This is a genomic window from Antarctobacter sp., from assembly GCF_034670325.1.
Lineage (GTDB): Bacteria > Pseudomonadota > Alphaproteobacteria > Rhodobacterales > Rhodobacteraceae > Antarctobacter.
The window spans coordinates 757,834-773,879 of record NZ_JAXMNR010000001.1; the positions used below are offsets into that span (position 1 = coordinate 757,834).

Genomic DNA, 16,046 nt, shown 5'->3' on the forward strand with positions numbered 1-16,046 from the left:
TTAGTCCGGGTCAAAACATCCGGCCACAAACTTGCGGAAGGCATCCGCGCGATGCGAAATCTGGTTCTTTTCCCAGCGATCCATCTCGCCAAAGGTCACGTCATAGCCTTGGGGTTGAAATATCGGATCATAGCCGTGGCCTTGCGATCCGCGCATGGGCCAAACCACCCTGCCCTCCATCACACCGGGGAAAACAGCATCCTCGCCATCCGGCCAAGCCAAGACAAGCGTACAACAAAACCGCGCTGTCCAAGGCTCAGGCGCACCTGTGTCAAGCAACATTTTGTGGGACTTTTCCATTGCCATCACAAAATCTCGCCCAGACCCGGTTTCAGCCCAATCTGCGGTATAAACACCCGGAGCCTTGCCCAAGGCGTCAATCTCTATGCCGGAGTCATCGGAAAGCGCGGGCAACCCCGTGGCTTTTGCCGCAGCATGGGCCTTGATGCGTGCATTCTCGACAAAGGTCGTCCCGGTTTCTTCCGGTTCCGGCAAATTCATCTCGGCGGCACCCACGCAAGTTACGCCGTATGGCGCCAGCAGATGGGACATTTCCTCCAGCTTGCCGCGATTATGCGTCGCGACAAGCAGCCGATCCCCGGTAAATCGTCGCATCAGCCAACCGCCGCCCGCTGTGCCGCAACCAGTTCGCCTACGCCTTTTTCGGCGAGATCCATCAGTTTGCCCATCTCATCGCGGGAAAAGGTGGCCCCTTCGGCGCTCATCTGCACCTCGATCAGACGGCCATCGGCGCGCAGGATAAAGTTCCCGTCGACACCAGCCTCTGAATCCTCGGGGTAATCCAGATCTAGCACCGGCTGACCGGCATAAAGTCCACAGCTGACGGCAGCGATTTCGGAAATCAGCGGATCGCTCACGATGTCCCCGGCTTTCAACAGCTTGTTGACCGCCAGACGCAGCGCAACCCAACCGCCGGTGATAGCGGCACAGCGGGTGCCGCCATCGGCCTGAATCACATCGCAATCCACGGTAATCTGCCGCTCTCCCAAGGCGTTACGGTCCACACCGGCGCGTAGTGCGCGCCCGATCAGACGCTGAATCTCGACCGTGCGACCGCCCTGCTTGCCTGCTTGCGCCTCGCGTCGCATCCGGGTCGAGGTCGACCGTGGCAACATGCCATACTCCGCCGTCACCCAGCCCTGGCCAGAGCCTTTTATGAATGGCGGCACGCGCTCTTCCAGCGACGCGGTGCACAGCACATGCGTGTCGCCCATCCGGATCATGCACGATCCTTCGGCATGCTTTGTCACACCCGTTTCGATTGAAACGGCGCGCATTTCGCTTAGATCACGTCCTGACGGTCGCATGGTATGTCCCCTTTGCTGGTCATGCCCGGGATAGACAGCCGAACCCCGGATATGCAACCCCGATTGACGTTCCGGCCACGCGCTCTTTAATGGCACTTACAAGGGCAAGGTGATGACTGAGGCAAGCGAACTCCTGTCACAGATGAACGACCGCTCGCGCGAGGTGTTTCGCCGCGTGGTCGAGGGCTATCTGTCCAGCGGCGATCCGGTCGGGTCGCGGTCGCTGACCCGCACGCTATCGGAAAAGGTGTCGGCAGCGACAATTCGCAACGTGATGCAGGACCTTGAATATCTTGGCCTCCTTGACAGCCCGCATGTCTCGGCGGGGCGTATCCCGACGCAGCTTGGCCTCAGGATGTTTGTCGACAGCCTGTTGGAAGTGCGCGATCTGGATCACCACGACCGGGAAAAGCTGGACGCCACACTGGGCCGAAACGCTGGCGATGTGTCCGGCCTTCTGGACGCGGTCGGGTCGGCGCTGTCGGGGGTCACACATGGCGCGTCACTGGTTTTGTCACCAAAACATGAGGCCCCGCTCAAACATATCGAATTTGTCAGCCTCGCGCGGGACCGGGCGCTGGTGGTCATCGTCTTTGCCGATGGCCACGTGGAAAACCGCGTCTTTACCCCACCCCCGGGCCTGACCCCCAGTGCGATGCGTGAGGCCGCGAACTTTACCAATGCGCTGGTCGAGGGCCGCACTCTCAGTGAATTGCGCAAGACCATGCAGTCGGAAATCTCGCGCCGCCGGCGTGAGATCGATGGGTTGGCCGCCGACCTGATCGACGCCGGCATCGCCGTCTGGGACGGTCAGGGCGACAGCGCCGAGCGTCTGATCGTGCGTGGGCGTGCAAATCTGCTCGAAGAGGACTCCGCTCAGGAAGAACTGGACCGAATCCGCAGCCTGTTTGACGACCTTGAGCGCAAGCGCGACATCGCCGAATTCCTCGAACTCGCGGACGAAGGCGAAGGCGTGCGCATTTTTATCGGGTCCGAGAACAAACTTTTCTCACTTTCGGGTTCCTCTCTGGTGGTGTCTCCATATATGAACGCGGACCGAAAGATCATTGGTGCGGTGGGCGTGATCGGACCGACACGCCTGAATTATGGTCGGATCGTTCCGATCGTGGATTACACGGCTCAACTGGTTGGCCGAATGATCGCCGACCGGAGTTAAAGGTAGAAGGCATGGCAGACCCGAAAAAGGATGATTTTCTCGACGATATCGATGCGGCCGCCGATGAAGAGCAGGCCGACCTGAACGAGGAAATCGACGACGTGGCCCTCGCAATAGATGAGTTGCGCGCAGAGCGGGACGACTTCAAGGACAAGTTCATGCGCGCCCTCGCGGACGCAGAGAACACCCGTAAGCGCGCCGAAAAGGACCGGCGTGAGGCACAGGCCTATGGCGGTACCCGCATCGCGCGCGACCTGCTGCCGGTTTATGACAACCTCAACCGTGCGCTTGCCGCGGCACAGGAGAATGGCGCTCAGGCCTCTGGCCCGTTGGTCGAAGGGGTCGAGTTGACGCTGAAGGAACTGCTCAAGGTGTTTGAGCGACACGGTGTGACACGCATCGTCCCCAAGGTCGGTGACCGTTTCGACCCGCAAGAGCATGAGGCCATGTTTGAGGCACCTCTGCCCGGCACCAAGGCCGGCGACATCATTCAGGTCTCGGCAGAGGGGTTCATGCTGTACGACCGCCTGCTGCGTCCCGCACAGGTCGGTGTCAGCTCAATGCCCGCAACCTGAACGTCGGGGATTCACCCAACCCTGCACCGGGCGCCATTGGCGCCCGTTTTGCTGTTTGGGAGTAACGCACCGTTCGGCGGCACTAACCCAGCAGACCTTTGAGATCATAAAGCGCCTGCAAGGCCTCGCGCGGTGACAGATCATCAGGCAATATTTCGCGCAGTTTTTCTTCTACCGCAGATGTTTCTCGTGAAACCACAGGCTCTGGCACTCGGGCGGCGGCCGAAAACAGCGGCAGATCGTCAATCAACGCCTTTGGTGAGGTGCGCTCACGCTCCCCCTTTTCCAGCGCTTCCAACACGGCGCGCGCGCGGGTGATAACTGGTGCGGGCAACCCGGCCAGTTGCGCCACCTGCACGCCATAGGACCGGTCTGCGGCACCGGCGTGAACCTCGTGCAGGAAAATGACCTCATTGTCCCATTCCTTGACCGCCACGGTGGCGTTGGTGACGCCCTCCAGCTTGCCGGCCAAGGCGGTAAGCTCATGGTAATGCGTGGCAAACAGACCTCGCACCCGGTTGACGGCCTGCAAATGTTCCAGCGTGGCCCAAGCGATGGACAGGCCATCATAGGTCGCCGTGCCGCGTCCGATCTCATCAAGAATTACCAGAGCACGATCGTCGGCCTGATTCAGGATGGCAGCGGTTTCGACCATTTCAACCATGAAGGTGGATCGCCCGCGGGCAAGATCGTCACTGGCACCCACCCGGCTAAAGATCTGACTGACAAGACCCACATGCGCCGATTGCGCGGGTACAAAGGACCCCATCTGCGCCAACAGCGCGATCAGCGCGTTCTGCCGCAGATAGGTCGACTTACCCGCCATGTTCGGACCGGTCAGCAAGGTGACAGCCGCGCCCTGCCCCTCCGCGCTCAGTTTGCAGTCATTGGCGATGAAGGGCGTACCGCTGGCGGCAAGTGCGGCCTCGACCACAGGATGCCGCCCGCCGCACACGGCAAAGGCACGGCTATCGTCCACGGTTGGGCGGCACCAGTCGCGTTGGCGCGCCAGTTCCGCCAACCCCAACGACAGGTCAATTTCTGCCAGCCCAAGCGCTAGGTCGGACAGCACCGGCGCTGCGCTCAGGATGGCTTGCCGCAGCTCCTCAAAGATGCGGCGCTCGATTTCCAGCGCCTCATTGCCGGCATTCAGGATGCGCCGCTCCAACTCGTTAAGTTCGACCGTGGTGAACCGCACCTGATTTGCCGTTGTCTGGCGATGGATAAACCGGTCCGACAGCGCAAACATCTTTTCCGCGTGGACGGCGGTTGTTTCGATGAAATACCCTAACACGTTGTTATGTTTGATCTTCAACGATGTGACGCCGGTTTCCTGGGCGTAGTCCCCCTGCATCCGGGCAATCACGCCCCTGCCCTCGTCCCGCAAGGTCCGCGCCTCGTCCAGCGCGGTATCATAGCCGGTCGCGACAAAGCCACCATCGCTGACGCGCAGTCCCGGTTCGGCGATCAATGCGGTATCAAGCAGGTCCAACAGGTCGTCTTGCCCGGTCAGCGCCTCAACGGAGCGTCCCAACAGGTCGGGCAGGTCCATGCCAGCCAAACGGGCAGAGATCACACCCGCCTGCCCCAGCGCCGCTCGCACGGCAGACAGGTCACGCGGCCCACCCCGGTCCAGACCCAGCCGCGACAGCGCGCGATCCACATCCGGCACGCTTTTCAATGCATCCCGCAAGGCGTCGGTCATTGAAACTTCGACACCCCAACTGACCGCCTCCAGCCGTTCCTGCACCACCGCCAGATCGCGTGAGGGCGACGAAACGCGCCGTTCCAGCAGGCGTGCACCGGCAGAGGTCACCGTCAGGTCAATCACCGACAACAACGACCCTGCCCGCCCGCCTTGCAGGCTTTCGGTCAGTTCAAGGTTGCGCCGCGTGGCCGCGTCAATCTGCAAGATGCGCGAAACCTGTTCCTGACGCGGCGGACGCAGGATCGGCAACCGTCCTTTCTGCGTAATGTCCAGATAGTCGACCAGCGCGCCCATCGCAGACAGTTCCGCCCGCGCGAATGTCCCGAACCCGGCCAATGACTGAACCTTGAACAGTGCCGACAGCCGGGCCTCTGCCGCACCTGACTCAAACGACGCCGCGCCCAGCACGGTCGCGTCCAACCCCAGATCGGTCAGCACCTCACGCAATGTCTCTTCGACCCCCTCAGAGGCCAGCACTTCGGACGGGGCCAGTCTGGCCAGTTCCGCGCCGATCCGGGCGCGTCCCAAAGGCATCACGTGAAACGCGCCGGTTGAGATATCCGCCCATGCCAGCGCCCAGTCGTCGCGCACATTGCCAAGCGCGGCGAGGTAGTTGTGCCTACGTGCCTCCAGCAAGGATTCCTCGGTCAGGGTGCCGGGTGTGACCAGCCGCACCACGTCACGCTTTACAACCGATTTCGACCCGCGCTTTTTGGCCTCTTCAGGGCTTTCTAACTGTTCACCCACAGCGACGCGGAATCCCTTGCGGATCAGCGTCAGCAGATAGCCCTCTGCGGAATGCACCGGGACCCCGCACATGGGGATGTCATCGCCCGCATGTTTGCCACGTTTCGTCAGCGCAATATCCAGCGCCGCACTGGCCGCCACCGCATCGTCAAAGAACATCTCGTAGAAGTCGCCCATGCGGTAAAACAGCAGCGCATCGGGGTAGCCAGCCTTGATCTCAAGGTACTGGGCCATCATTGGCGTGACGGGCGTGTCCCCAGACGCACCCTTTCCCGACTTGTTAGCGCTCACGTAGCTTTCCCCCGACGATTTCGCGTGACATTAAGGCTGTCAAAGCGCGGGGAAAACCGCAAATTCTGCCGGATGGAGGGGACATGTCCAAAGCCAGATTCACCCGTGAAGAGGCACTTGCCTTCCACCTGGAGCCGACGCCGGGCAAATGGGAGGTGCAGGCCACCGTCCCGATGACCACGCAGCGCGACCTCAGCCTTGCCTATTCGCCGGGCGTTGCCGTGCCCTGTGAGGATATCGCTGCCAATCCCGAACTGGCCTACGACTATACCAACAAGGGCAACCTTGTGGCCGTGATCTCGAACGGGACCGCTGTGCTGGGCCTCGGCAATCTTGGCGCGCTGGGGTCCAAACCAGTGATGGAGGGCAAATCGGTGCTCTTCAAACGCTTTGCCGACGTGAACAGCATCGATATCGAACTGGACACCGAAGACCCGGACGAATTCTGCAAGGCGGTCAGGCTGATGGGCCCAACGTTCGGCGGCATCAACCTTGAGGACATCAAGGCGCCCGAGTGTTTCATCATTGAGCAGCGGCTCAAGGAAGAGATGGATATTCCGGTCTTCCACGATGACCAGCACGGCACGGCGGTGATCTGTGCGGCCGGGTTGCTGAATGCGCTGCACATCTCGGGCAAAAAGATCGAGGATGTGAAAATCGTGCTGAACGGGGCAGGGGCGGCGGGCATTGCCTGTATCGAACTGCTCAAACGCATGGGCGCGCGGCATGAGAACTGCGTGATCTGCGACACCAAGGGTGTGATCTATCAGGGCCGTACCGAGGGCATGAACCAGTGGAAATCCGCCCACGCGATCACCACCGAACTGCGTACGCTCGAAGAGGCGATGGTGCAGGCGGATGTGTTTCTGGGGGTCTCCGCCAAGGGAGCCGTGACGCAGGACATGGTCGCCAGCATGGCCGACAACCCGGTGATCTTTGCCATGGCGAACCCGGACCCCGAGATTACCCCCGAAGAGGCGCATGAGGTCCGCGTGGATGCCATCGTCGCCACCGGGCGAAGCGATTATCCGAACCAGGTCAACAACGTCCTTGGATTTCCCTATCTGTTCCGGGGCGCGCTGGATATCCACGCCCGGGCCATCAACGACGAGATGAAGATCGCCTGCGCGCAGGCGCTTGCCGAACTGGCGCGTGAGGACGTGCCGGACGAGGTAGCGCTGGCCTACGGCAAATCGCTGACCTTTGGCCGCGACTACATCATTCCGACACCCTTTGATCCGCGCCTTATCCACCGCATTCCGCCCGCCGTGGCAAAGGCGGGTATGGCGACAGGAGCCGCCCGGCGGCCCATCGTCGATATCGAGGCTTATGAGCACAATCTGAAAACCCGCATGGATCCGACCGCCTCTATTCTGCGGTCGATCAACAGCCGTGCGCGCGCCGCACAGGCGCGGATGATCTTTGCCGAGGGTGATGACCCGCGCGTGCTGCGCGCGGCGGTCATGTATCAACGGTCAGGTCTGGGCAAGGCGACGGTTGTCGGTCGTGAGGCGGATGTGAAACAAAAGCTCGAAGAGGCGGGCCTGCATGACGCCGTGCGCGAACTGGAGGTGGTGAATGCCGCCAACACGCGACACCTGCAGTCCTATAAGGATTTCCTCTATGAGCGGCTGCAGCGCAAAGGCATGGACCGTCAGGACATTCACCGCCTTGCCGCGCGCGACCGGCACGTTTTTGCCGCGCTGATGCTGGCGCATGGCCATGGCGACGGGCTGGTCACCGGGGCAACGCGGAAATCGGCGCATGTGATGCAACTGGTCAACCACGTCTTTGACGCCGACGCGGCGCATGGCGCAGCGGGGGTGACGGCGCTGTTGCACAAGGGGCGTATCGTTCTGATCTCTGACACGCTGGTGCATGAATGGCCGGACGAAGAGGATTTGGCCACCATCGCCGAACGCGCCGCCGGTGTCGCGCGGCACCTTGGGCTGGAACCGCGCGTGGCCTTTGTCAGCTTTTCCACCTTCGGCTACCCGGTTTCAGAGCGGGCTGAAAAGATGCACGTCGCGCCGCGCGTGCTGGACCGGCGCGGGGTGAACTTTGAATATGAGGGAGAGATGACGGTAGATGTGGCTCTGAACGTCAAGGCGCAGGAAAGCTATCCTTTCCAGCGTTTGACGGGACCGGCCAACATTCTGGTTGTTCCGGCGCGACACTCCGCCTCGATTTCTGTCAAGCTGATGCAGGAGATGGCCGGGGCCACGGTGATTGGTCCGATCCTTGCCGGGGTCGACGAGTCGATCCAGATCTGTTCAACCTCTATGACCGCCAATGACATCCTGAACATGGCGGTGCTGGCCGCCGCCAAGATCAGCTAGGGCAGGGCGGTCAGGCGTGGCAATCGGGTATTTGCACAGAGAAGAAACGACATGACGATCTTCAATCTTGGCTCGATCAACGCGGATCTGTTTTACCGCGTGCCGCATTTGCCCGGACCCGGTGAAACGCTGGCCGCGCGGTCCTTTCAGCGCGGTCTGGGCGGCAAGGGTGCCAACATGTCTGTCGCCGCCGCACGCGCGGCGGCCCGCTGTGTGCATATCGGGGCGGTTGGGCCAGACGGCGGTTGGGCCGTTGAACGCCTGATGGTATACGGAGTGTATACGCAGTTTATACTCTCTGTATCCACGGACACGGGCAATGCACTGATCGCCATAGACGACGCGGGTGAAAACAACATCATCCTCTATCCCGGGGCCAATCAAGCCATTCCGGAAGATCATATTTCCGCTGCCCTGCGGGATGCGAAATCTACCGACATCTTCCTGACGCAGAACGAAACCAACGGCCAACGCGAAGCGGTGGAACTGGCATCGGCCAAGGGATTGCGCGTAGCCTATGCGGCAGCGCCCTTTGATGCACAGGCGGTTCAGGCAGTAATGCCGCTGCTGGATATGTTGTTCCTGAACGAGGTCGAAGCCAGACAACTGCAAGAGGCCACCGGCCTTGCGCCCGAGGCATTGCCGGTGCGGGATGTGATCGTGACACTGGGCGGCGATGGCGCGCGCTGGCACAACACCGACACCGGCCAGACGCAGGACTTTCCAGCGGTTAAGGTGACACCGGTGGACACAACCGGGGCAGGGGACACCTTTACCGGCTATGTCCTCGCCGGTCTGGACCGGGGCCTGCCAATGGCGCAGGCCATCGGGCAAGCGATGATTGCTGGGGCAATCATGGTCACGCGACAGGGGACCGCCGATGTGATCCCCGACCTTCGCGACGTTCAGGACTTTGGCGCCTGAACACGCTTACAGCACAAAAACGTCCGCTGTCAGCCCGTTCACGCCGCCGAAGCGTCGTTCCCAGTGCTGCTGCCACCGCCCATGTTGCCGGACCCGTCCTGACCGACAAGCACATTCGCGCCGGACCCGCGGCTGACGCTGTCGATCCCGACAAGGCTGCGGGCGAGGTTGGAGAATGCGGAAAGTACAAAATTTGCCATAATCAAAATCCTTCTGAAATGTTTTCGCCATGATTTCGGCAGGCGCAACTGCCTGGAAAATATGTATATAAAGCCGATCAACACGAGAAATGAGGTTCGCGTTGTCATCCGAAGGGTAGCCGATATCGGGGGGAATTTTCCGAAAAACATGCATAGGCAGCACTCAGCCAAGTCGGCGGTCGGCCAAAAGCATGATTTCGCCGCTTGAGACTGCTGACCAATGCCGCGTCCGGACCTTGTCTACCGCAGAGGACGGCAGACAGGGTTCGGACAAAATTGATCTGGCGACGAATCCTTAGTTCACAAAAGGCGCGGCGCTGCCCCAAAGCTGTTTGACGCGCGCATCGCGGCCACAGCCCTTACGATACCGTTTGTAGGCATCGCTTTGCTTGACAACGCCAAACCGGGTGACAACTCGTTTTGACCCCTTGTAATAGTCCTGATGATAATCCTCGGCGAGGTAGAAGGCCTTGGCCGACAGGATCGGAGTGACGATCTTTTTCCCCAACGCCTTTTCGGCCTCTGCCTTGGCGGCAATGGCGGCGTTCTTCTGTCCCGCATCCTGATAGAAGATCGCGGTGCGATAGCTTTCACCCCGGTCGCAGAACTGTCCGCCCGCGTCGGTGGGATCGACCGACCGGAAAAAGAGGTCATAAAGCGCGCGGTCAGATACCTTTCCCGCGTCAAAGCTGATCTTGACCGCCTCGTAGTGGCCGGTGCCGCCTCGTGAGACCTGTTTGTAGGTCGGGTTCGCGGTCTTGCCGCCGGTATAGCCCGAAACCGCCTCACGCACGCCGCGCACCTTTTCGAAATCCGCCTCGACGCACCAAAAACAGCCCCCCGCGACGATGATTTCCGCAGCTTGGGCGCGGTGGGATTGGGCGGCAATGCCAAGCACCAGCAGCAAGGACAAAAGGGCAGGGTGAACAAACGTGAAACGGGTCATGGGGTGTCTCCTTTGCCATCAGCCTGCCCGCGGCGGCACGGTCTGGCAATCCGGGGCGGCGTGACATCACCCAATGGTGAGAGCGGCGTGACCCCGGAAAAAAAACTCATCGCCCTGAAACTTCTCCGGGACTGGCCTCGTGACTGTCATCAGCAAGCGACGGCAAGACCGCCTGCGCTGCCAAACCTGACTGGGAGAAAACCTATGACTTTCAAGATTGTTACAGCCGCTTTGATGACGTTCGCCGGTGCCGCTTTTGCTGGCGGGCACGGCATGGCCCCGATGGTCGAAGCAATGGACCAGTCCGTTGCAGAAGGCACTGTTTCCGCCGCCAAGATCGTTGCCCCGGCCAATGGTTGGCTGGTTGTCCACCGCACCGGTGCTGACATGAAGCCAGGCCCCGTCGTCGGCCACGCGCCGCTGCGCAAGGGTGAAAACATGGACGTGACCGCCATCCTGACCGAAGAGGTCGCGGCAGGCGACATGCTGATGCTGATGGTGCACGGCGAAGACGGTGGCATGACCACCGGCATTTTCGAATACAGCCTGGGTGCAAAGGAAGATGGCCCGATCCGTCAGGACGGTGAGCTGGTCATGACCGTGGTCACCGCCAAGTGATCCTTTAGCCGGGCTGGCGCCAGTCAGTCGGCCCGGCAACCGTCGCCGGTTATGCGGCGGTGACGTACCTGCGTTTCGGGTACGGTGAACGGCCGCGCGGGTCCCGGTGCTCCGGTTCTGCGCGGCCGTCATTTGTCTGGGTATGTGGTTTGCCCGTTTGGGGCCGAACAGGTGCCCAGCTTACAGAAGCTGACCTAGCTTCATCGCCACCGACATGTCCCCGGATACCTTGAGTTTGCCCATGGCAAAGGCGGTCATCGGGTTCAGGTTGCCTTGAACCAGTTTTGACAGGTTTTCGTGCGAAATGCGGATGGTGCAGTCGGCGGGGGCATCGGACTGATCGACCGTGGTGCCGTCAAGACGCAACGCGCCGTCGTCGCCACAATCGAAACGCAAGCTGTCGTCCAGCGGCTTATGCGCCAGACCTTTGCGCAACAGGTCCGCGATTTCATCGAGTGTCATGTCATTCTCCCGTTTCACGCGCTGTATGACGCGAAACGGGAGACAAGGCATAGGGTGACGTTACGCGAATCTGCGTCAGGTCAGCCCAACCGACGCTTGCGCGCTGCCAGCAGGCGCAGACGCAGCGCGTTGAGGGTGATGAACCCTTCGGCGTCTTTCTGGTCATAAGCCCCGGCGTCATCCTCAAAGGTCACATGCGCCTCAGAGTACAGCGAGTTGTCCGACCAGCGGCCGATGCAGCGGACAGACCCTTTGTACAACTTCAGCTTGACCGTGCCGGACACCAGCTCCTGCGACTTGTCGATGGCGGCCTGCAGCATCTCACGCTCGGGCGAGTACCAGAAACCGTTGTAGATCAGTTCCGCGTAGCGCGGCATCAGCGAATCCTTGAGGTGGCCCGCGCCGCTGTCCAGCGTGATCTGTTCGATGCCGCGATGGGCCTCCAGCAGAATGGTGCCGCCGGGGGTTTCATAGATGCCGCGCGATTTCATGCCCACGAAACGGTTCTCGACAAAGTCCAGCCGTCCGATGCCGTGCTTGCGGCCATAGTCGTTCAGCGCGGTCAGGATCGTCGCAGGCGACATTGTCTCACCGTTGATCGCCACCGCGTCGCCCTTGTCAAAGGTCACTTCGATAACCTCCGGCGTGTCGGGCGCGTCCTCGGGGTTCACCGTGCGCAGGTGAACGTATTCGGGCGCTTCCTCGGCGGGGTCTTCCAGCACGCGGCCCTCGGAAGAGGTGTGCAGCAGGTTGGCATCCACGCTGAACGGGGCCTCGCCGCGCTTGTCCTTGGCAATCGGGATTTGGTTCTTTTCCGCGAATTCCAACAGCGAAGTGCGCGAGTTCAGGTCCCATTCCCGCCAAGGCGCGATCACCTTGATATCCGGGTTCAGCGCGGCGGCGCTGAGTTCGAACCGCACCTGATCGTTGCCCTTGCCCGTTGCGCCATGCGCGACGGCATCGGCACCGGTTTCCTCGGCGATTTCCACCAGACGTTTAGAGATCAGCGGGCGCGCGATGGAGGTGCCCAGCAGGTACAGCCCCTCGTAGACCGCATTGGCGCGGAACATCGGAAAGACGAAATCGCGGACAAATTCCTCACGCACGTCTTCGATGTAGATGTTTTCCGCCGGGATCCCCAGCATCAACGCTTTCTCGCGGGCGGGCTCCAGTTCCTCGCCCTGTCCAAGGTCGGCAGTGAAGGTCACGACCTCACAGCCGTATTCGGTCTGCAACCATTTCAGGATGATCGAGGTGTCGAGGCCGCCGGAATAGGCGAGCACAACTTTCTTGGGCGCGGTCATGGATCTGTCCTTTTGGGCGGTTTGGCGGGCGGATTAGCCTGTTTTACGAGACCCTGCAAGGAAGGCCCGTTGACGCGGGGCGCGGGAGTGCTACCCCCTCAGACCAATTGGTTGGCGAAAAGGTGGCCCATGCGCGGTTGGCAGGTTTTCAAACATTCCTTCTGGATGGTGATTAACAACCTTGAGGTCGCATTCCGCGTCTCTGCGGTTCTCTACGCGGTGCAGGCGCTGAATCAGGTGCTGATCCTGATGGCGACACCGACCGGAGACGCGACAGAGATGGTGGTCAGCCCGGGTATGGCAATGATGGCTCTGGCGACGGCTGTCCTTGCCGTAGTCGCGAGCCTCTGGATCGCCGTCGCCTGGCACAGATTTGTCCTGACCGGAGAGGTGCCCGAGGGCGCATTGCCGCAGTGGCAGGGTGGGTTGGTGCTGGCCTATCTGGGCCGTTCGGTGATGATCGCGCTGTTGGTCGCACTGGCTGTGGTCGCCGCCATGATCCCGATTGGCATCGTCATGGCTGCTGCCCCCGGTGCGGCACTGCCGCTGCTGTTTGTCCTGGTTGTGATGGCGGTTTATCTGTTCTTCCGTTTCGGGGTGATGCTGCCCGCCGGGGCAATCGACCGCAAGCTGACCCTGCGCGAGGCTTGGGCCGCCACCGGCAAGGAGCACGGAACGGTTGTTGTCCTTGCCCTGATCGTTGTCGGATTCAGCGTGCTGGTGCAATTGCCCGCTTGGCTGAACCCCGATCCAAAGTCGCTGATCAACCTTGTTTACAGCGTGGTGGTGGGTTGGTTCGCCACGATGATCGGCGTGTCGGTCCTGACATCGCTCTACGGTCTCTGTGTCGAAGGGCGCGACATCGACTGACTTGCGCGCAGCCCGGGCTTGGGCCACAGCAGAGGCATGACTGATTTCAAGGATAAGGCCCGGGCCGCCGAGGCCGCAATGCGCGACGTCTTTCCGCCGACGCCGCTGTTGCGCAACGCCCACCTGTCGGACCGGTTTGGTGCCGAGGTGCTGCTGAAACGCGAAGACCTCAGCCCGGTGCGCAGCTACAAGCTGCGCGGCGCGTTCAACGCCATGCGCAAGGCACGCGGAGAGGTGCTGTTTGTCTGCGCCTCCGCCGGCAACCACGCGCAGGGCGTCGCCTACATGTGTCGTCATTTCGGGGTGCAGGGAGTGATCTTCATGCCCGTCACCACGCCGCAGCAAAAGATCCAGAAGACCCGGATGTTTGGCGGCGATGCGGTCGAGATCCGTCTGACCGGCGACTATTTCGACGATTGCCTGAAGGCAGCGCAGGCATTCTGCGCCACCGAAGGCGGGCATTTTCTGTCGCCCTTTGACGATGAGGATGTGATCGAGGGACAGGCCTCTGTTGCCGTCGAGATCGAACAGCAATTGGGCCGCGCGCCCGATCACCTTGTCATTCCGGTGGGCGGCGGCGGGTTGTCTGCCGGGATGCTCAGCTATTTCGGCACAGAGGCGCAGTACACCTTTGTCGAGCCTTTGGGCGGGGCCTGTCTGCGCGCTGCGTTGCAAGCGGGACGCCCGGTTGCCCTGCCGTCGGTCAACACCTTTGCCGATGGCGCGGCGGTGGCCCGGATCGGCGAGCGGACGTTTGAGCGGCTCAAAGGCGTCGGTCTGGCCAATTCGCTGACCATCCATGAGGACCGCCTTTGCCTGACCATCCTCGAGATGCTGAATGTCGAAGGGATCGTGTTGGAACCGGCGGGCGCGCTGTCGGTCGACGCCTTGCAGGATCTGGGACAGGGGATTGCGGGCCGCACGGTGGTCTGCATCACCTCGGGCGGTAATTTTGATTTCGAACGGCTGCCAGAGGTCAAGGAACGCGCCCAGCGCTATTCCGGGATCAAGAAATACTTCATCCTGCGGTTGCCCCAGCGCCCCGGCGCGTTGAAGGATTTCCTCGGGTTGCTTGGCCCGGACGACGACATCGCGCGATTCGAATACCTCAAGAAATCGGCGCGCAACTTCGGCTCTGTCCTCATCGGGATCGAGACAACCGCGCCGGAGAATTTCCAGACACTTTTCGGCAATCTCGACGCCCACGGGTTCACCTATCAGGACATCACCGAGGATGAGATCCTCGCGCAGTTCGTGATCTGATGCTGGCGGGGCGGCGGGTTCTGCTGACCGGGGCGGCGCAGGGCATTGGGCGCGCCCTTGCGGACCGATTGGCGGCAGAGGGCGCGCGGCTGTTCCTGACGGATATGAACGGCGCACAATTGGCAGAGACGGCAAAGGCGCTGGGCGCAGGGTCCACGCCTGCCGATCTGCGCGATCCTGAACAGATTGCCGGACTTGTGGCGCAGGCCGAGGCGGCGCTGGGCGGGATCGATATGCTGATCTCAAACGCCGGGTTTGCGCGGGGCGCGATGGACGGACCTTGCAGTGTGCCCGACGACCTGTGGCAGGATAGTTGGGATGTGCATGTTATGGCGCACCTGCGCGCCGCGCGGTTGGTGTTGCCCGCAATGCGCGCGCGCGGTCATGGATGGCTGGTCAACGTCGCCTCCGCCGCAGGGTTGCTGAGCCAGATCGGTGACGCGCCCTATTCCGCCAGCAAACACGCGGCGGTCAGTCTTGCGCAGTCTCTGGCCATCGAACACGGGGACGAGGGCATTCATGTGTCCGTGGTGTGCCCGCTATACGTGGCGACGCCGTTGCTGGGATATGCAGACGCTGAGGATCAGACTCGCCCGAATGACCGGGTTCTGACTGCAGATGACGTGGCCCGTTCGGTCATTGAAGGCCTTAGTGCCGGAAAGTTCCTGATCGTGCCGCATCCCGAAGCTGCGGTATTTGCCCAACGACGGGCTGCGGATATGGATCGCTGGATCGACGGGATGCGCCGCTTGCGGCGAGAGGCCTTTGCCGATGGCCCACCGCGCGATCTGACGGAGCTGCATCGCAAGATTTGAGGCGTGCCGCTGTCAGGCGGCAAGCCGATCCGGCAAACCTTGTTGGAACTGGCTACGCGAGTCGTCAAAAACCTTTCGCACCTCTGCGGCGCTCACGGCCTCAGGGTTGCCAGCAGCAGCGGATTTTTCACCCTTGCGGCAAAGCTGGGCCAGCGTTTCGAACCCAAGGTTCATCGACGCGCCCTTTAGGAAATGCATCTGCTCTTCGGTGACAACCGGATTGCCCTCGCTGGATTCCAGCAGGACTATGGCGCCCTCAACCTCTTCAAGGAAAAGGTCGGCCACCTCGCCGAAATCCTCTGGCCCGATTTCATCTACCAGTTCGTCCACGCGCGACCAGTCAATCATACCCAGACTCCATCATTTTGACCCTACTTCAAGACGGGCCCCACCCGATGACCCACGCGCCAAAACGGCGGCGCTGCGGGCAACCTTTGTATAAGTGTTGGTAGTAAATAGCATCTTTCCCGAATGCGGAG

General features: G+C 61.4%; 16 protein-coding genes. 8 read left to right on the forward strand and 8 right to left on the reverse strand.

Going from position 1 to position 16,046, the window contains the following annotated elements; all coding sequences use genetic code 11:
• Together rdgB and rph are read right to left on the reverse strand one after the other, a co-directional pair.
• Entirely contained in the window at window positions 1-615 is a 615-nt protein-coding gene (gene rdgB / locus VOI21_RS03665; RefSeq protein ID WP_323767797.1) for an RdgB/HAM1 family non-canonical purine NTP pyrophosphatase, read from the reverse strand.
• On the reverse strand, window positions 615-1,328 hold the full coding sequence (gene rph / locus VOI21_RS03670) for a ribonuclease PH (RefSeq protein WP_323767799.1): 714 nt from the start codon (window positions 1,326-1,328) through the stop codon (window positions 615-617). Before rph ends, rdgB begins: the two co-directional genes overlap by 1 nt.
• A gap of 112 nt (window positions 1,329-1,440) precedes the next feature.
• Here rph and hrcA point away from each other — a divergent pair, with 112 nt between their 5' ends.
• Together hrcA and VOI21_RS03680 are read left to right on the forward strand one after the other, a co-directional pair.
• A complete protein-coding gene (gene hrcA, locus VOI21_RS03675) occupies window positions 1,441-2,505 on the forward strand; it encodes a heat-inducible transcriptional repressor HrcA (protein ID WP_323767801.1) in 1,065 nt (354 codons plus the stop codon).
• Between the two features lie 11 nt (window positions 2,506-2,516).
• On the forward strand, window positions 2,517-3,080 hold the full coding sequence (locus tag VOI21_RS03680) for a nucleotide exchange factor GrpE (protein ID WP_323767803.1): 564 nt from the start codon (window positions 2,517-2,519) through the stop codon (window positions 3,078-3,080).
• Between the two features lie 82 nt (window positions 3,081-3,162).
• On the opposite strand, the gene mutS is transcribed toward VOI21_RS03680, so the two are convergent.
• Window positions 3,163-5,772, reverse strand: coding sequence for a DNA mismatch repair protein MutS (mutS, locus tag VOI21_RS03685; RefSeq protein ID WP_323768426.1), 2,610 nt, complete (start codon window positions 5,770-5,772; stop codon window positions 3,163-3,165).
• A gap of 137 nt (window positions 5,773-5,909) precedes the next feature.
• Between mutS and VOI21_RS03690 the strand changes: the two genes are divergently transcribed.
• Entirely contained in the window at window positions 5,910-8,165 is a 2,256-nt protein-coding gene (locus tag VOI21_RS03690; RefSeq protein ID WP_323767805.1) for an NADP-dependent malic enzyme, read from the forward strand.
• Between the two features lie 51 nt (window positions 8,166-8,216).
• Entirely contained in the window at window positions 8,217-9,089 is an 873-nt protein-coding gene (locus VOI21_RS03695; protein ID WP_323767806.1) for a ribokinase, read from the forward strand.
• A gap of 38 nt (window positions 9,090-9,127) precedes the next feature.
• Here the strand turns inward: VOI21_RS03695 and VOI21_RS03700 are convergent, their stop codons facing one another.
• Window positions 9,128-9,289 carry a hypothetical protein gene (locus tag VOI21_RS03700; RefSeq protein WP_323767808.1) on the reverse strand — a complete coding sequence of 54 codons (162 nt, stop codon included), beginning with the start codon at window positions 9,287-9,289 and terminating at the stop codon, window positions 9,128-9,130.
• Window positions 9,290-9,584: 295 nt separating this feature from the next.
• On the reverse strand, window positions 9,585-10,235 hold the full coding sequence (gene msrA, locus VOI21_RS03705) for a peptide-methionine (S)-S-oxide reductase MsrA (protein WP_323767810.1): 651 nt from the start codon (window positions 10,233-10,235) through the stop codon (window positions 9,585-9,587).
• 204 nt (window positions 10,236-10,439) lie between these two features.
• On the opposite strand from msrA, the gene VOI21_RS03710 reads away from it, so the two are divergent.
• A complete protein-coding gene (locus VOI21_RS03710; RefSeq protein ID WP_323767812.1) occupies window positions 10,440-10,853 on the forward strand; it encodes a hypothetical protein in 414 nt (137 codons plus the stop codon).
• Window positions 10,854-11,033: 180 nt separating this feature from the next.
• Here VOI21_RS03710 and VOI21_RS03715 read toward each other — a convergent pair whose 3' ends face one another.
• Both VOI21_RS03715 and VOI21_RS03720 read right to left on the reverse strand, forming a co-directional pair.
• The gene (locus tag VOI21_RS03715; RefSeq protein WP_323767814.1) at window positions 11,034-11,315 is read right to left on the reverse strand and encodes an SCP2 sterol-binding domain-containing protein; all 282 of its coding nucleotides are present in this window, start codon (window positions 11,313-11,315) and stop codon (window positions 11,034-11,036) included.
• A gap of 80 nt (window positions 11,316-11,395) precedes the next feature.
• Window positions 11,396-12,619 (reverse strand): argininosuccinate synthase, encoded by a 1,224-nt coding sequence (locus VOI21_RS03720; RefSeq protein ID WP_323767816.1) that lies wholly within the window; start codon window positions 12,617-12,619, stop codon window positions 11,396-11,398.
• 129 nt (window positions 12,620-12,748) lie between these two features.
• Between VOI21_RS03720 and VOI21_RS03725 the strand changes: the two genes are divergently transcribed.
• Genes VOI21_RS03725 through VOI21_RS03735 form a run of 3 tightly spaced genes read left to right on the forward strand, consistent with a single transcriptional unit; the run spans window position 12,749 to window position 15,567 of the window.
• On the forward strand, window positions 12,749-13,489 hold the full coding sequence (locus VOI21_RS03725) for a hypothetical protein (protein WP_323767818.1): 741 nt from the start codon (window positions 12,749-12,751) through the stop codon (window positions 13,487-13,489).
• A 36-nt stretch (window positions 13,490-13,525) separates the two neighbouring features.
• The gene (gene ilvA / locus VOI21_RS03730) at window positions 13,526-14,752 is read left to right on the forward strand and encodes a threonine ammonia-lyase IlvA (RefSeq protein ID WP_323767820.1); all 1,227 of its coding nucleotides are present in this window, start codon (window positions 13,526-13,528) and stop codon (window positions 14,750-14,752) included.
• Complete coding sequence (locus VOI21_RS03735; protein ID WP_323767822.1) at window positions 14,752-15,567, forward strand: SDR family oxidoreductase; 816 nt, start codon at window positions 14,752-14,754, stop codon at window positions 15,565-15,567. Before ilvA ends, VOI21_RS03735 begins: the two co-directional genes overlap by 1 nt.
• Before the next feature lie 12 nt (window positions 15,568-15,579).
• Here the strand turns inward: VOI21_RS03735 and VOI21_RS03740 are convergent, their stop codons facing one another.
• On the reverse strand, window positions 15,580-15,915 hold the full coding sequence (locus tag VOI21_RS03740; protein WP_323767824.1) for an Hpt domain-containing protein: 336 nt from the start codon (window positions 15,913-15,915) through the stop codon (window positions 15,580-15,582).
• Between the last annotated feature and the right edge of the window lie 131 nt (window positions 15,916-16,046).

Coding starts and splice junctions, on each gene's coding strand:
- VOI21_RS03690 (WP_323767805.1), top strand. CDS start 5,910: ATGTCCAAAGCCAGATTCACCCGTGAAGAGGCACTTGCCTTCCACCTG.
- hrcA (WP_323767801.1), top strand. CDS start 1,441: ATGACTGAGGCAAGCGAACTCCTGTCACAGATGAACGACCGCTCGCGC.
- VOI21_RS03735 (WP_323767822.1), top strand. CDS start 14,752: ATGCTGGCGGGGCGGCGGGTTCTGCTGACCGGGGCGGCGCAGGGCATT.
- rph (WP_323767799.1), bottom strand. CDS start 1,328: ATGCGACCGTCAGGACGTGATCTAAGCGAAATGCGCGCCGTTTCAATC.
- VOI21_RS03720 (WP_323767816.1), bottom strand. CDS start 12,619: ATGACCGCGCCCAAGAAAGTTGTGCTCGCCTATTCCGGCGGCCTCGAC.
- VOI21_RS03700 (WP_323767808.1), bottom strand. CDS start 9,289: ATGGCAAATTTTGTACTTTCCGCATTCTCCAACCTCGCCCGCAGCCTT.
- VOI21_RS03695 (WP_323767806.1), top strand. CDS start 8,217: ATGACGATCTTCAATCTTGGCTCGATCAACGCGGATCTGTTTTACCGC.
- VOI21_RS03710 (WP_323767812.1), top strand. CDS start 10,440: ATGACTTTCAAGATTGTTACAGCCGCTTTGATGACGTTCGCCGGTGCC.
- ilvA (WP_323767820.1), top strand. CDS start 13,526: ATGACTGATTTCAAGGATAAGGCCCGGGCCGCCGAGGCCGCAATGCGC.
- VOI21_RS03680 (WP_323767803.1), top strand. CDS start 2,517: ATGGCAGACCCGAAAAAGGATGATTTTCTCGACGATATCGATGCGGCC.
- VOI21_RS03725 (WP_323767818.1), top strand. CDS start 12,749: ATGCGCGGTTGGCAGGTTTTCAAACATTCCTTCTGGATGGTGATTAAC.
- VOI21_RS03740 (WP_323767824.1), bottom strand. CDS start 15,915: ATGATTGACTGGTCGCGCGTGGACGAACTGGTAGATGAAATCGGGCCA.
- rdgB (WP_323767797.1), bottom strand. CDS start 615: ATGCGACGATTTACCGGGGATCGGCTGCTTGTCGCGACGCATAATCGC.
- msrA (WP_323767810.1), bottom strand. CDS start 10,235: ATGACCCGTTTCACGTTTGTTCACCCTGCCCTTTTGTCCTTGCTGCTG.
- VOI21_RS03715 (WP_323767814.1), bottom strand. CDS start 11,315: ATGACACTCGATGAAATCGCGGACCTGTTGCGCAAAGGTCTGGCGCAT.
- mutS (WP_323768426.1), bottom strand. CDS start 5,772: ATGATGGCCCAGTACCTTGAGATCAAGGCTGGCTACCCCGATGCGCTG.